Raw genomic sequence first — 14,343 nt, 5'->3', positions numbered from 1 at the left:
CCTGGCAAGGCCGCCGCGCCACGGTGAAGCGCGCCCGAGCCCGGCCGCGACCGCGTGTCCGGGCGCAGCACCGCCCGTGCGGGCTACGTCGGCGCGCCGATCTCCACGGCCGCGGCGCGCAGTGCGGCGGCGACCCGGACGACGGGCTCGGCCGGCGGGTGCGGCAGCCGTGCCAGCAGCAGGCGCCGCTGCTCCTGGGGCCCGCCCCGGACCGGCAGGACGCGTACGCCCGGGGGCGCGGCCCCGGCGAGCGAGGCGGGCAGCGTGGTCAGACCGCAGCCGGCGGCCACGAGATGCAGTTTGGCCAGCCAGTCCCGGGCGGTGTGGGCGATGTCGGGCCGCTCGTCCAGCCCCGGCCACACCCCCATCAGCCGGTCCTCGTCCGACGGGGGAGCGGCGATCCAGCGCCGGCCGCGCAGGTCGGCGACGTCGACGAAGTCGCCGCGGGCCAGCGGATCGGCGGCGGGCACCGCGACACACAGGGCGCGCTCGGTGAGCGTCCGCAGCACCAGTGGGGGCGACTCGGCGTCCGGGGGACGGAACGGCGGCACCGACGCCAGCACCGCGAGATCCAGGCTGCCCGCGCGCAGGGCCCGCACGAGTTCGGGCGTGGCGCCCTCCCGGCCGACCACCCGGACGGCCGGGTCCGTGCGGCGCAGGGCGGCCAGCGCCCTGGGCAGCAGGACGCCGCCGGCGCTGGGGAACCAGCCCACCCGCACGACGCCGCCCTCGGCGGGCAGCCCGGACAGCTCCCGCGCGGTCGCGTCGATCTGGTCGAGCACGACCGTGGCCCGGCGCAGCACGACGCGGCCCGCGGGGGTCAGCCGAACGCCCTCGCGCCGCCGCTCCAGCAACTCCGTGCCCGCGGCCCGTTCGATCGAGGCGATCTGCCGGGACACCGCCGACTGGGTGTAGCCCAGCGACTCCGCCGCCGCGGTGAAGGTCCCGCGCTCGGCCACGGCGCGGAAGACGCGCAGCGCGGTCAGCGACACATCGGTGAAGTCCATGACGATCACGCATACTAGCCGTGCGCAACTCTCGTTGGACGCATCAACTGCCGCCTCATACCGTGGAGTTCATGAAGACATCACGTATCGCGCTGGTGACCGGGGCCAACCAGGGGCTCGGCCGGGCCCTCGTCGAGGGACTGGCCGCCCGGATGGGGCCGGACGACCTGGTCCTGCTCACCGGCCGTGACGCCGGCCGTGTCCGCGACGCCGTCGGAGAGATCGCGCGGTCGCCCGCCGCCCGCGGCCGGGTGGAGGGGCGGGTCCTGGACGTCACCGACGCCGGGGCCGTCTCCGCCCTGGCCGCGGAACTCGGCGAGCGGCACGGCGGAGTGGACGTGGTGATCTCCAACGCCGTCGCCCCGCTGCTGCCCGACAGGTCGCAGGCCGAACAGGCCGACCGGTTCATCGACGTCGCCAACGGCGCCACCCATAGCGTCCTGCGCTCGTTCGGCCCGGTGCTGAACCCCGGCGGCCGGCTGCTCGTCGTGGCCAGCAGCCTGGGCACGCTCGGCCGCCTCGACCCCCGGCTGCGCCCCCTGTTCGACGGCGCGAGTCTCGACCAGGTCGAGTACGCCGTGGAGTCCTGGCGCAGCGCCGTGCACTCCGGGACCGCGCGGGAGGCGGGCTGGCCGCTGTGGGTCAACGTGCCCTCGAAGGTCGCCCAGGTGGCCGCGGTGCGCGCGGTGGCCGCCGAGCGGCGCGACCGCGACCTCGCTGACGGCACCCTGATCGCCGCCGTCTGCCCCGGCATGGTCGACACCCGCGCCTCCCGGCCCTGGTTCAGCGACTACAGCCAGGCCCAGACCCCGGCCCGCGCGGCCGAGGCGGTGCTGGACCTGGTGTTCGCCGAGGGGGCCGACCCGGCCCTCTACGGCGAGCTGGTCCGCTTCGGCAAGGCCCTGCCGTGGCACGGGGGAGAGCCGTCCACGGAGCAGGACGCCCTGCTCGTGCCCTGACCACCGCGCACACCGGCCCGCACCGCCCGTGCGCGGTGATCCGCCGCGCCCGGCGGCACGCCCCGGCGTGCGGGACGGGGCGGGAGCGAGCAGGGTGGAACGCGGACACGCCCGTACCGTGTCCGGAAGGAGCACCCCCATGGCGAAGGACACCTCCGGGAAGAAGGAGCCGGCCAAGGGCGACAAGGTCTCCTGGCGCAGTCACGGCAGCGAGACCACGGGGACGGTGAAGCGGAAGATCACCGAACGGACCGAGGCCGCGGGCCGCACCGTCGACGCCTCGCCCGACGAACCCCAGTACGAGGTGCGCAGCGACAAGTCCGGCCGCTCGGCCGTGCACAAGCCGTCGGCCCTCAAGCGGAAGAAGTAGGACGGGAGGAGCGGTACGGATCCCGACGGGCGGCGGGATCCGTACGCGCACCGGCGCGGGACAATGGAGGAGCACACCGCACGCTCCCCCATACCTCCGGAACACGTATGCACCCGTCGGACCGGCCCGGCCCGCACAGCTCGCGGCAGGAGAGCCTCTTCCCGCTCGACGCCCTGCACCCCGGGCACACCCCCGCCTCCTCGCACACCGCCCGGTCCGGCGACGTGCCGGAGCCCGCCGCCCTGTCCCCGGAAGCCGCCCGTCTCCTGGACGTGCGCGAGATCCACGCCGAGCCCGAGGCGGCGGCCTCCCCGCGCGGACGGCAGATCCTGGCCCGCTTCCCGCACGCCCGCCTGGTCGAGGTGGACTCGCACTGGCGCATCCCGCACCTGCACGGCAACGAGGGCAACGTCGAGCGATGGGTGCGGGTGAAGACCGAGACCCTGGTCCTCGGGGTCCGCAAGACCCTCACCACCCGGCCCAACGGCCGCTCCGCCGACTGGATCGCCCCCGGGGCCTCCAACGGCTGCGCCATGGCGTGCGCCTACTGCTACGTGCCGCGCCGCAAGGGCTACGCCAATCCGATCACCGTCTTCACCAACGTCGACGCGATCATCGCCCACCTGGAACGGCACATCGCCCGCCAGGGACCCAAGCCCGAGCCCAACCAGTGCGACCCCGAAGCCTGGGTGTACGACGTCGGCGAGAACGGCGACTGCTCGGTCGACGCGCTGATCTGCGACAACACCGCCGACCTGATCCACGCCTTCCGCGCCTGGCCGACCGCCAAGGCGAGCTTCGCCACCAAGTTCGTCAACCGCGACCTGCTGGGTCTCGATCCCCGCGGACGCACGCGCGTGCGGTTCTCGGTCATGCCTCCGAAGGACTCCCGGCTGCTGGACATCCGCTGCAGCCCGGTCGCCGAGCGGATCGCCGCCGCGGGGGACTTCCTGGAGGCTGGGTACGAGGTCCACTTCAACCTGTCGCCGGTGGTGCTGCGGCCCGGCTGGGAAGAGGACTGGGCCGAGCTGCTGCGCCACCTGGACGACGTGCTGCCGCCGGCCGTGAAGGCGCAGGCCGCCGCCGAGGTCATCCTGCTCACCCACAACCGCGCGCTGCACGAGGTCAACCTCGGCTGGCACCCGCGCGCCGAGGAGACGCTGTGGCGCCCGGACCTGCAGCAGGCCAAGCAGTCGCAGAACGGCGCCGCCAACGTCCGCTACCGCACCGGCGTGAAGGGCCCCGCCGTACGCCGGCTGCGGGAACTGATGGCGGCCCACGCCCCCTGGCTCACCCTGCGCTACGCCTTCTGACCGGGACCACCCGCGAAGCGGCGCCTGCGGTGGTCCCTCGGGGCAGCAGGTGATCCGCCAGTTCGTCCAGAGCTCCACGACCCGGCGGGCCTGCCGGGGATCGGTCAGGGCGGCCGCGAGAGCCTCCTCGGCGGGCCGGGTGGCGCGCTCGTGGACGGCGCGGCGCGCCCTCTCGGTCAGGGTCAGCAGGGTGCGGCGGCCGTCGGCCGGGTCCTGGGCCGCCTCCAGGAGGCCGCGCTCCCGCAGCCGCTGGACCGACGTGGACACATGGCTCTGGACGAAGCCCGTGCGGGCGCGGATGTCCCCACCGCCGGATTCGTCAGCGCCCTGCGCACGGCGCCCGACGGCCACGCACCCGCCCCGGACGCGGCGGCGCCGCAGGCCTGAGACGGGCCCGCCCGCCCACTTCACGGCACCGCGCCGCCGACCCCCATGGCGCGGTGCCCCCAGCCCGGACCGATTGCCCGCGCCCAGGGCGGCTACTCGGCACCCATGACACACAACACGCGCGCCCGCCGCGCCACGGAGGCAGCCGGCCGTCTCCTGCCCGACGACGCCGGCCCCGGCCGCATCCTGCGCGGCGTCGACAGGATCGAGCGGTTCACCGGAGCCGACCGGATGCTCGACCGGATCCGCGACGCCGTGCGAGGCGTGCCCCTGGGCCCGGCCCGGGACGGCCTGCACGGGCGGTGGCTGGGGCATCCCGTCCACCCCCTCATGGTGCAGCTCCCCATCGGCAGCTGGCTGTCGGCGGCCGTCCTCGACTTCATCCCGGGGCAGCGCCGCGCCGTCCGCACCCTGATCGCCACCGGGCTGCTGTCCGCCACACCGGCCGCCGTGGCGGGCCTGGTCGACTGGGCCGAGCTGCACCGGCAGCAGATGCGCGTCGGCGCGGTGCACGCCGCCGCCAACATGGCGGCCCTCGCCCTGTACACCGGATCGCTCACCGCACGGCTGCGCGGCAGGGAAGGACGCGGCAAGCTGCTGGGCCTGGCCGGACTGGGCGCGGTCGCCGCCGGCGGCGCGCTCGGCGGCCACCTGGCCTACCGGCAGGCCTCGGGGGCCAACCACGCCGAACATGTGTCGCACCTGGTCTCCCCGGGCTGGCACCCGGTCGCCGACCTCGCCGACCTGCCCGACGGCAGCCCCGTGCAGCGCGAGATCGACGGCATCGCCGTCGTCGTGGTCCGGCAGGGACCTCGCACCGTGTACGTCCTCGCCGAACGCTGCAGCCACATGGCCGGCCCTCTCTCCGAGGGCACGGTCGAGAACGGATGCCTGCGCTGCCCCTGGCACGGCAGCGTCTTCCGCCTCTCCGACGGCTGGAACGTCCAGGGACCGGCCACCGCCCCCCAGCCCGCGTTCGACACCCGAATCGTCGACGACCGGGTGGAGGCCCGGCTGCGCACGTGACCGGCCGTTCCGGCCGCACCGACCGCGCCCCGTCCGGACCGGACGGGGCGCCGTCACGGGATCCCGGCGAACCGGGGCCGGCCGGCGGCCGCCGGGGCTAGAGTCGGGAGGCGGTCGGAGGCCGACGCGTCCTCCCGAGGCCAGCCGACCGGCGGATCCCGACCCGATCAGTGAGGTGGCAGCCCGTGACCGTCGTCGACCTCGCCGCGCTCGGCGAGTCGTTCACCCGCGACCCCTACCCTGTCTACGCCCGGTTACGGGCCGAGGGCCCGGTGCACCGCATCAGGATGCCGGAGGGCGGTGCCGAGGCCTGGCTCGTCGTCGGCCACGAGGCCGGGCGCGCCGCACTCGCCGACACCAGGCTCACCAAGGACTGGAGCAAGGCGTCCCCCTCGCTGCCGCTCGGCGCCGTCTCCTCCGGCCCCCACATGCTCAGGGCCGATCCGCCGGACCACACCCGGCTGCGCGGGCTGGTCTCCCGCGAGTTCACCCCCCGCCGGGTGGACGAACTCGCCCCGCGCGTCCAGAAGACCGCCGACGCGCTCCTGGACGCGATGCTCGCCGCGCCCGACGGACGCGCCGACCTCGTCGAGGCGCTGTCCTTCCCGCTGCCCATCTCCGTCATCTGCGAACTCCTCGGCGTTCCCGATCTCGACCGCGAGACCTTCCGGACCTGCTCCAACGACGCCCTCGACGCCACCGATCCGGGCCGGCGCAAGGCCGCCTCCGCCTCGATGGCGCGGTACATCGAGGACCTCGTGGCGGCCAAGCGCGGCAACCCCGGCGACGACCTCCTCAGCGGCCTGATCCACGGCTCGGACGACGACGGCGACGCCCTCACCCACGAAGAACTCGTCGGCATGGCCTGGCTGTTGCTCGTCGCAGGCCATGAGACCACCGTGAACCTCATCTCCAACGGGGTCCTGGCCCTCCTCACCCACCCCGGGCAACTGGCCGCCCTGCGCGCCGACCTCACCCTCATCGACGCGGCGGTCGAGGAGATGCTGCGCTACGACGGCCCAGTGGAGACCCCGACCTACCGCTTCACCACCGACCCGGTGACGATCGCCGGCACCCCCGTCCCGGGCGGCGGCGAACTCGTCCTGATCGCCATCGCCGACGCCGACCGCGATCCCGCGCGCTTTCCCGAGCCCGACCGCTTCGACATCCGCCGCGACGCCCGCGGCCATGTGGCCTTCGGCCACGGCATCCACTACTGCCTGGGCGCGCCGCTGGCCCGCCTGGAGGCCCGCATCGCCGTCACGACACTGCTGGAGCGCTGCCCCGACCTGGCCCTGGACATCCACCCGGCGGCGATCTCCTGGCGCCAGGGCATGATGATCCGCGGCCCGCGCAGCCTGCCCGTGCGCTTCGGCCGCTAGTGCCGCAACAGGCGACGTTCGCCCCGTCGCGACGCCCGGCACGCCTCCCCCAAGCTCTTCGAGCAGGGGGGACCCCCACTCGCCGCACCGGCCGAAAGCCCGAGTACGTCCAGTACGAGGGCTTCCGGCCGGCACGGCGAGAGCACGCACCGGGCGCCGCTCCTCGACGGGCAAACGTTGCCTGCCGCGGCACTGGTGCTGTGACCGGGCAGACCTTTCCGGCCCCAGCACCAGCACGACGGCGACACGGCTCGGGCACCGTGTCGCCGTTCCGGTGCGGGAGGCGGCGGACGCTCAGCACGCCTTGCGCCACACCCCGAGTTCCGGCTTCTTCAGCATGGACGACAGGTTCAGCTTCCGGGACTCGGGACAGAAACCGCTGGTAGGTTCCGCGTACTCCACGTGGAACACGGCCTTGCCGGCCTTCACGAACGGGGTGAGCCGCTCGCACTCCCCGTACTGCGCGCACTCCTCGTTGACGGCGAAGTCGAAGTCCCCCACGAGCTGGGGGATCTGCGGCAGATCGTTCTTGAGCCCCACCGACAGGCCCCGCTCGTGCGCGATCGCGGCGATCATACGGTTGTAGCGGAGCTGGTCGCGCGAGGTGAGCGGGAAGCCGGTGCGGTTGCCGTAACCCTCCACGAGGTCGGGCTCGACCGCGTCGAACCCCTTGTCCCGGCACATGTCGAACCGCCGCTCCATGATCGGTCGCAGCACCGCCGTGCGGCGGATGTCGAGCCAGCGCTCGCCCCGCCATCCGTTGGCCCCGCCGAGCACCGACCGGGGGAAGTCGTCCTCGTCGGGCCGGAAGTCCTCCCAGGCGCCCACGTTGACGTAGCAGATCACCTTGCGGCCGGCGCGGTGCAGACGGGCCACGTCCGCGGCGGAGTTCTCGAAGCCGTCGATGTCGTAGACGGGCACCTCGACCGACGGGTCGACCTTCCCGTCGAGCTGCCACTGCCAGGCCAGGCCCGGCCGCGGACGCCACCGTGCCCCGCGGAGGCCGCCGGACGCGGAGGGGGAGCCGGACGCGGTGGTGGGGGAGGGGCGGCCGGTCGAGGGCGGGTGCGCCGGACCGGACGCCGAGGGCCGGAGAGGCGCCCGCGTCGTGCCGCCCGGGCCGGACGGCCGGTGGGCGCCCTCGCCCCGGTCCGCCCCGGAACACCCGGACAGCGCCGAGGCCGCCACCACCGCCAGCACGGCCGCCCCCGTCAGTGCCGTTCTCCTCATCGCTCCGCCCCGGTCAGTGCGGGGGTCAACTCGACCCAGGGATTGGGGGGTTCGCCCGTCACCGGGCCGCAGACCCCCGCACCGCGCTCGCGCGCGGTGCGCACGGCCAGCGGCACCAGCGCCTCGGGCACGCCGTAGACGAGGTGGCAGAGCCGCCCGGGCTGCTGCCGGGCCGCCCACGACGGGCGGCTGAACGCCGACACGTATGTCGACCAGTGGCCCTCGAAGGTGACCGTCAGATCGGCGAGCCGGGCATAGCCGGGCGCCGGGTGCACCCCCGGGTTCAGCACCACCGTCCCCGCGCCCAGGCGGCGGGCGGAGCGGACCAGCCTCCGGCAGGCGGCCAGCCCGTCCGGGGCCGCGGTCACCCGGTCCAGGAAACAGCCGTCGGCCGCGTACCACTCGCGGTGCCGGCGCACCTCGTCGGCGACCTCGGCGGCGTCCCGCGCCCCGTAGTCGGTGTCGACGTAGCCGAGCAGCCGGGCGCCGGCCTCCCGCAGGGCGCCCGCCACGGCGGTGAACGCCGGGTCGGGGGCGGCGCCCGGTCCGCTCGCCGGGTTCAGCACCACCGCGTACGTGTGCGCCGCCGCCCTGATCAGCCGGTGCCAGGCGCCCGGGTCCTCGGCCGGGTGGACGTACAGCGGAATCAGCAGACTCATGGTGTGCCGTCGCCTCCCTCCGGGCCGCGCGGCCGCCCTCGCACGGCCGCCCACAGCGCGGCCAGCGACGCGTCGAGGGAGTGCTCCGGCCGCCAGCCGAGGGCGGCGCCGGCCGCGGTGACGTCGGAGCACTGCCAGGACACCCGTGCCGAGCGGACCGAGCCGCCCCCGGCCTCCTCGACGCGCCCCGCGAAACCCGCCGTGTCCGCCAGCCGCCGCACCAGCTCGCGCACGCGGACCGCCTCGCCGCCGCCGATGTTGAGCACCGGCGGCAGCGGCCCGGCGGCCGTGACCGCGAGCCCCACCGCCCGGGCGACGTCGCGCACGTCCACGAAGTCGCGGTACGCGGACAGGTCGCCGAGCCGCAGCACCGCCCCGGGATCGGCGCCGGCGTCGCGCAGCAGCGCGGAGATCCGGCCGGGCAGGGAGGTGACCGGCGCCCCGGGCCCCACCGGGTTGCCCACCCGCAGCACCACGGCGTCCAGCCCGGAGCCGGTCACCGCGGCCGTGCCCGCGAGCTTGGTCGCCCCGTACGGGCCGAGCGGGCAGGTCGCCGCCGACTCGGTCACCTTCGTCCCCGGAGTGCCGGGACCGTACTCGGCGGCCGAGCCGAGGTGCACCAGCCGGGCCGCGGGCGCCGCCTCGCGGAGCGCGGCGGCGAGCACGGCGGGGCCGCGGGCGTTGACCTCCGCGAGGGCGACGGCGTCACCGCCGGTGGCGCCCGCGCAGTTGACGACGGCGTCCGGGGCCACCGGAGCCACGAGCTCGGCCACCCGCTCCGGCGGGTCGCAGCCCAGATCGACGCGGACGCCGGCGCCGGGGGAGCGCCCGGCGCCGGACACCCGGGCGCCGGGCAGGGCCCGCAGGTGTGCGGCGACGTGGCGCCCGAGGTATCCGGTGACGCCCAGGACGAGAATGCGCATACGGTGCTCAGGCTCCCTTGAGCAGAAGCGACTTGCGGGTGGTGAACTCGGCGTTGGCCCGGTCGTAGTCGTCGGGGCGGCCGATGTCCAGCCAGTATCCGTCGAACTCGTAGGCGTGCGGCGGACGTCCGGCGGCGAGCAGGTCCAGGACGAGTTCGTCGAAGCCCAGCGGCAGGCCGGTCGTGTAGCCGTCGAGCGTCGACCGGGACAGCCCGTAGACGCCCATGGAGACGCGATAGTCCATTCGGGGCTTCTCGGTGAAGGCGACCACCTTGCCGGCGTCCGTGGTCAGCACCCCGAAGTCGATGTTCACCTGACGGGCGTACGTCGCGATGGTCAGCGGGGCCTGCGAGGCGCGGTGCCGGCGCAGTACGTCGGCGTAGTCGAGGTCGGTGAGGACGTCGCCGTTCATCACCAGGAACGTCTCCGGCAGCCGGTCCCGCATGGTCAGCAGCGGGCCCATCGTGCCCAGCGGGCTCTCCTCGGTGGAGTAGTCGACGCGCATCCCCCACTGGGAGCCGTCCCCGACGTAGGCGCGGATGATCTCGCCCAGGTGGCCGATGGCGATGGTGCAGCCGGCGAAGCCGGCCGCGGAGAGCTGGCGCAGCACGATCTCCAGGATGGCGTGCTGGTCGCCGATGGGGACGAGCGGCTTGGGCAGCGCCGTGGTGTAGGGCCGCAGCCGGACACCCTTTCCGCCGGCCAGGATCACTGCGTGCATGGGCCTCTCCTTCGTGGACGTGCCGGACGGGTCAGATGTTGTAGATGCCGGTCTTGTAGCGGGCCAGGTTGGCCGGGTCGCGGAAGAACTCCACGGTGTGCGCGAGTCCCTGCTCCAAGGTGTGCGCGGGTTGCCAGCCGGTCGCCTCGGCCAGTCGCGAGGCGTCCGCGACCAGCCGCATCACCTCCGAGTTCGCCGGGCGCAGCCGCTCGGCGTCCTCTCGCACGTCCAGGGGGGTGTCCATCACCTTGCCGATCAGCGCGACGAGGTCGCCGACCGAGATCTCCCCGCCTGTCCCGGCGTTGAAGGTGCGCCCCACGACCCGTTCGGCCTCGGCGGCGCCCACCGCGAGGAACGCCCGCGCGGTGTCCTTGACGTAGGTGAAGTCGCGGGTGGGGCGCAGGTCGCCGAGGGTGATGGTGCGCTGCCCGGCCGCCACCTGACCGATGACGGTGGGGATCACGGCGCGCATCGACTGGCGCGGCCCGAAGGTGTTGAAGGGCCGCAGGGTGACCACCGGGGTGCCGAAACTGGCGTGGTAGCTGTCGGCGAGCCGGTCCCCGCCCGCCTTCGAGGCGGCGTACGGGGACTGGGTGTTGATGGGGTGGTCCTCGGTGATCGGCACCGTTCGCGCGGTGCCGTACGTCTCGCTGGTGGAGGTGTGCACCAGGCGCGGTGTGCCGAGGGCGCGGACCGCCTCCAGCACGTTGAGGGTGCCGGTCACATTGGTGTCCACATAGCTGTGCGGCGCCTGGTAGGAGTAGGGGATCGCGATCAGGGCCGCCAGGTGGTAGGCGCAGTCGGCCCCTTCGAGCAGCCCGCGGACGGAGCCGGGGTCGCGGACGTCGCCGAGGACGATCTCCACCTGGTCCAGGACGTCGGCGGACAGGGTCTCCAGCCAGCCGTAGGAGGAGAAGGAGTTGTACTGGGCCATGGCCCTGACCCGGTGCCCCGAGGCGACGAGTGCCTCGGTCAGGTGTGAGCCGATGAAGCCCTCGGCCCCGGTGACGGCGGCGAGCGGTGCGGATGTCAACTCGTGCTCCCTTCAAGGGGTTCTCCCGGGACATGTCGCGAGGTGTGTCCTCACGGCCGCCCTCGGCGGTGTTCACGGATGTTCACGAAGGTGTGTTCGAGCGTTGTGGCGCGGGTGTGCCGCCGGCTCTCTCCGGGGCGTCGCGCTCGGTTTCTCCGGCCGGGTGGACGGACATGACGTGTCCCGTGTCCGCGGAAGCAGCCGCGCCGTCGGCCCAGGACCCGGCGCCGTCGGCCCGGTCACAGGTGTGGGGCGGGACGGCCGAGCAGCCGCAGCACGCAGGCCGACAGACACAGCGCGCCCGCGCCGCAGCACAGCGGGAGCGCGGCCGCCCCCGGTGGCAGCCGCAGCAGCGTGACCGCGCCCGCGCAGGCCGCGGCCAGGACGCACACGGCGGCCGGCGGCCAGGCGACGCCGAACGCCTGGAGCAGCAGCGCCGTCCACAACGTGGCCGCCAGAAGCAGCAGTTCCGCCGGCGGCGCCCCGGTGAGCAGCGCCGCGGGCAGCAGTGGCGCCAGATAGGCGAGCAGACACAGGCCGAGGACCCCGGCCGAGCGCAGCAGGAAGCCGCCGGGTGTCGCGGCCCGGCGCAGCGCGGCCACCGACCAACCGCGGAAGCGGTACAGCAGCCACTCGGCCCATCCCATGCTCACCGTCAGCGCGATCACCGCGTACGGGTGCCGTCGGCCCTCCAGCAGCACCAGGAGCGCCGCGGACAGGCCGAACAGACCGTAAGGCAGGGACACCGCGAGGCGCGGACGCGGGCCGCCGGTGCCGGCCGGAGCCGACAGGACGGCGCGCAGCGCCCGGGCCGTCACGGCGAACGTGGTCAGCAGCGCGAGCAGCGGCAGGCCCGCCCGCGGCAGCGGTCCCGGCTCCCACCACGGCAGCGCCGCGGCGCCGGCGGCCAGGGGACTGAGCGCGGCCAGCAGCCACCGCTCCCGGGCCAGCACCAGCAGCACTCCCGCGGCGGCCAGGTACGCCGACTGCGCCGCCACCACCCACAGGTCCGTCGTGCCGCCGGTGAGCGGGGCCGCGGCTGCCGTGGCCAGCACCGCACCCAGCGGGGCGCCGGTCAGCAGGGTGCGCCCGGCCTCCCGCCGTCCGGTGACCATGCGCAGGTGAGCGCGGTGGCCGAGGGCCTGTCCCCACGCCCAGGAGACGACGCCCGCCACGACGAGCGCGGACACGTGTGGGCCGGGGTGCCACAGCGGTCCGGCGAGCAGGTAGGCGAGCCCGGGCAGCGCGAACAGGACACCGCGCAGCAGACAGCGCACGTGGTCCGGGCGCCATGGATCCGTCGTCGGCGCGGGCTCGGGGAAGGTGCGGGGGACCCGCTCGTAGAGCGCCGAGGCCAGGGAGAACAGGTCGGGGTGCCCGTACCGGTGCCGGATGACGTCGGCGGACAGGCCCTCCGCCTCCAGCAGCGCGGCGACCTCGTAGGGGTGGACCGCGGGGCCGACGCGGTCGGCGGTCTCGGCGGCGAGCCGGCTGACCTCCGCCTCGTCGGGACCCTGCCGGGACAGGCGCAGGGCGAGGGTGCTGTCGTCCGTCCGGCGCGGCCGGATCCGCCGGGGTGCGGCGAGCCGGAGCGCCAGCGTGTCCTGTTCCGCCCCGCCCGGCTCCAGCGACATGGGCCCGCTCATATGGCCACGCTCCCCGCGACCGGTCCGGCCGACGACGTGGGCGTCCCCGTGTCCGCCGGGCCGGGTGTGAGTGCCGTGACGTGCCCCGGTGGCTCAGGACGACGAGTGTCCGGTGCCGCCCGCAGGCCCGTTGCCCCGCCCGTGTACGCGTCCGGCGCGCCGCGGGCCGGTCCCGCGGGCGCGGTGAGCGCGTCGGCCCGGGAGGGCGGCGCCGGCACGGCCGCCGGTGCCGGCCGCCGCCCTGCCGACAGTTCCAGATAGATGGAGCGGAAGGTGTCGATGGTCTGCCGCAGCGTGAACTGCTCGATCACCCGCAGCCGGGCCGCCTCGCCCATCGCCCGGCGGCGTCCGGCATCGCCCAGCAGCCGCAGCGCGGCGGCGGCCATGGCGGCGGGATCGCGCGGCGGCACCACGAGACCGGTGTCGCCCACGGCCTCCCGCACCCCGCCCACGTCGGTGGAGACGGTCGCCCGTCCGCACGACATGGCCTCGATCAGGGTGAAGGGGAACCCCTCGCTGATGCTGGACAGCATCACCACGTTCCCGGCGGCGTAGGCGTCCTTGATGTCCTCGACCCGGCCCTCGAACCGGACGGCGTCCGCCTGCCCGAGTTCGGCGGCCAGCGCCTCGCAGCGCTCCCGGTAGCCTTCCCCGCCGCGCGGCGTGCCGCCGAACAGCCGCAGCCGCGCCTCGGGCAGTTCGGCCCGCACCAGCGCGAAGGCGCGGATCAGGGTCTCCAGGTCCTTGATCGGGTCGACCCGGCCCGCCCAGCTGAGCGTGGGCGTCCGCGGCTCGGGCCCGGCCGGCGGGAACGCGGCGGGGTCCACACCGTTGTAGACGGTGCGGATCGCCCGCGGGTCGGCGCCGCCCTCCTCCTCCCACAGCCGGTTGTAGCGGTTGCCGGGGGTGATCAGCGCCGCCCTGCGGTAGCTCTCCTCGGCCAGCAGCCGGAAGAAGCCGAGGACGACCGCCTTCACCGGCCAGCGGTACGGCGCGGTGCGGTAACCGAGGTAGCGCTCGCGCAGATAGACGCCGTGCTCGGTCAGCAGCAGCGGCACACCGTGCTGTTCGAGCGCGGCCAGCCCCGGCAGCACGGCGACTCCGCCGCTGACCGCGTGGGCCACGCCGCCGTTCGGCGGCGGCGCGGCCAGCGGCCGCAGCGCGTGCTCCAGCAGCCCGGTCGCGGTCAGCGCGTCGTGCAGGGTCGGCCGGGCCTCGCGCACCACCAGCCCGGGCCGGTTCCACACGGCGCTCAGCACGGAGACGGCCCGGTCGCCGCGCAGGAAGGGACTGAGGGCGCCGTCGGCGGCGGCCCGCGCCATCGTGTACAGCGCGGGGGCGAAGTCGTCCTCGGCGCACGGATCGAGCAGTGCGGTCAGGAACCGCTCGTAGGCGGCGGTGAGCCGGTTGCGGGCGCGCCCGCGCGGCGGACGGCCCTCGGGCGGGGCGCCCCACATCGGCAGGGACAGCACACGGGACACGTGTGCGGGCAGGTCCCACACGACGGGCTCGCGGCCGGTTCCGGTGACGGCGAGGACGTCGAACTCCAGATCGGGCATGCCCTGGACGAGCTGGTCGCACCAGACGCTGACGCCGCCGTGACTGTGCGGATAGGTGCCTTCGGTGAGCAGGGTGACGCGCGCCCGGTCGGTGTGTCGCGCGCCGTGGTGAACGTGCATCGAGGTGC

Annotated in this window: 13 protein-coding genes; 5 read left to right on the top strand and 8 right to left on the bottom strand. The window is 75.0% G+C overall.

Translation table 11 applies throughout. The annotated features are described in order from the left end of the window. Nucleotides 1-83: 83 nt before the first annotated feature. The gene (locus ACH5A8_RS30960; protein WP_399007298.1) at nucleotides 84-1,007 is read right to left on the bottom strand and encodes a LysR family transcriptional regulator; all 924 of its coding nucleotides are present in this window, start codon (nucleotides 1,005-1,007) and stop codon (nucleotides 84-86) included. A gap of 71 nt (nucleotides 1,008-1,078) precedes the next feature. Here ACH5A8_RS30960 and ACH5A8_RS30955 point away from each other — a divergent pair, with 71 nt between their 5' ends. The 5 genes from ACH5A8_RS30955 (at nucleotide 1,079) to ACH5A8_RS30935 (ending at nucleotide 6,444) form a co-directional block, all read left to right on the top strand. After that, on the top strand, nucleotides 1,079-1,966 hold the full coding sequence (locus tag ACH5A8_RS30955; RefSeq protein WP_399007297.1) for an SDR family NAD(P)-dependent oxidoreductase: 888 nt from the start codon (nucleotides 1,079-1,081) through the stop codon (nucleotides 1,964-1,966). A 139-nt stretch (nucleotides 1,967-2,105) separates the two neighbouring features. Further along, nucleotides 2,106-2,336, top strand: a complete 231-nt coding sequence (locus ACH5A8_RS30950) for a DUF2945 domain-containing protein (RefSeq protein ID WP_399007296.1) — start codon at nucleotides 2,106-2,108, stop codon at nucleotides 2,334-2,336. Nucleotides 2,337-2,443: 107 nt separating this feature from the next. Continuing rightward, nucleotides 2,444-3,649 carry a spore photoproduct lyase family protein gene (locus ACH5A8_RS30945; protein WP_399007295.1) on the top strand — a complete coding sequence of 402 codons (1,206 nt, stop codon included), beginning with the start codon at nucleotides 2,444-2,446 and terminating at the stop codon, nucleotides 3,647-3,649. Between the two features lie 492 nt (nucleotides 3,650-4,141). Next, nucleotides 4,142-5,062, top strand: coding sequence for a Rieske 2Fe-2S domain-containing protein (locus tag ACH5A8_RS30940; protein ID WP_399007294.1), 921 nt, complete (start codon nucleotides 4,142-4,144; stop codon nucleotides 5,060-5,062). 185 nt (nucleotides 5,063-5,247) lie between these two features. After that, on the top strand, nucleotides 5,248-6,444 hold the full coding sequence (locus ACH5A8_RS30935; protein ID WP_399007293.1) for a cytochrome P450: 1,197 nt from the start codon (nucleotides 5,248-5,250) through the stop codon (nucleotides 6,442-6,444). Nucleotides 6,445-6,738: 294 nt separating this feature from the next. On the opposite strand, the gene ACH5A8_RS30930 is transcribed toward ACH5A8_RS30935, so the two are convergent. From ACH5A8_RS30930 to pelF, 7 genes are all read right to left on the bottom strand, one after another. Then, nucleotides 6,739-7,674: an endo alpha-1,4 polygalactosaminidase gene (locus ACH5A8_RS30930; protein ID WP_399007292.1), complete on the bottom strand. Its 936-nt coding sequence runs from the start codon at nucleotides 7,672-7,674 to the stop codon at nucleotides 6,739-6,741. Beyond that, entirely contained in the window at nucleotides 7,671-8,333 is a 663-nt protein-coding gene (locus ACH5A8_RS30925; RefSeq protein ID WP_399007291.1) for a spherulation-specific family 4 protein, read from the bottom strand. Before ACH5A8_RS30925 ends, ACH5A8_RS30930 begins: the two co-directional genes overlap by 4 nt. Next, a complete protein-coding gene (locus ACH5A8_RS30920) occupies nucleotides 8,330-9,256 on the bottom strand; it encodes an NAD-dependent epimerase/dehydratase family protein (RefSeq protein ID WP_399007290.1) in 927 nt (308 codons plus the stop codon). The genes ACH5A8_RS30925 and ACH5A8_RS30920 overlap by 4 nt, the downstream gene beginning before the upstream one ends. A gap of 7 nt (nucleotides 9,257-9,263) precedes the next feature. After that, nucleotides 9,264-9,977, bottom strand: a complete 714-nt coding sequence (locus tag ACH5A8_RS30915) for an NDP-sugar synthase (protein WP_399007289.1) — start codon at nucleotides 9,975-9,977, stop codon at nucleotides 9,264-9,266. 31 nt (nucleotides 9,978-10,008) lie between these two features. Then, complete coding sequence (locus ACH5A8_RS30910) at nucleotides 10,009-11,010, bottom strand: GDP-mannose 4,6-dehydratase (RefSeq protein ID WP_399007288.1); 1,002 nt, start codon at nucleotides 11,008-11,010, stop codon at nucleotides 10,009-10,011. A gap of 239 nt (nucleotides 11,011-11,249) precedes the next feature. Further along, nucleotides 11,250-12,656 carry a hypothetical protein gene (locus ACH5A8_RS30905; RefSeq protein ID WP_399007287.1) on the bottom strand — a complete coding sequence of 469 codons (1,407 nt, stop codon included), beginning with the start codon at nucleotides 12,654-12,656 and terminating at the stop codon, nucleotides 11,250-11,252. Continuing rightward, nucleotides 12,653-14,335: a GT4 family glycosyltransferase PelF gene (gene pelF, locus ACH5A8_RS30900; RefSeq protein WP_399007286.1), complete on the bottom strand. Its 1,683-nt coding sequence runs from the start codon at nucleotides 14,333-14,335 to the stop codon at nucleotides 12,653-12,655. The genes ACH5A8_RS30905 and pelF overlap by 4 nt, the downstream gene beginning before the upstream one ends. Nucleotides 14,336-14,343 lie beyond the last annotated feature (8 nt).

The sequence above is a fragment of the Streptomyces sp. NPDC018610 genome (genome assembly GCF_044391765.1).
Lineage (GTDB): Bacteria > Actinomycetota > Actinomycetes > Streptomycetales > Streptomycetaceae > Streptomyces.
This window is presented reverse-complemented; position numbering and strand designations above follow the sequence as displayed.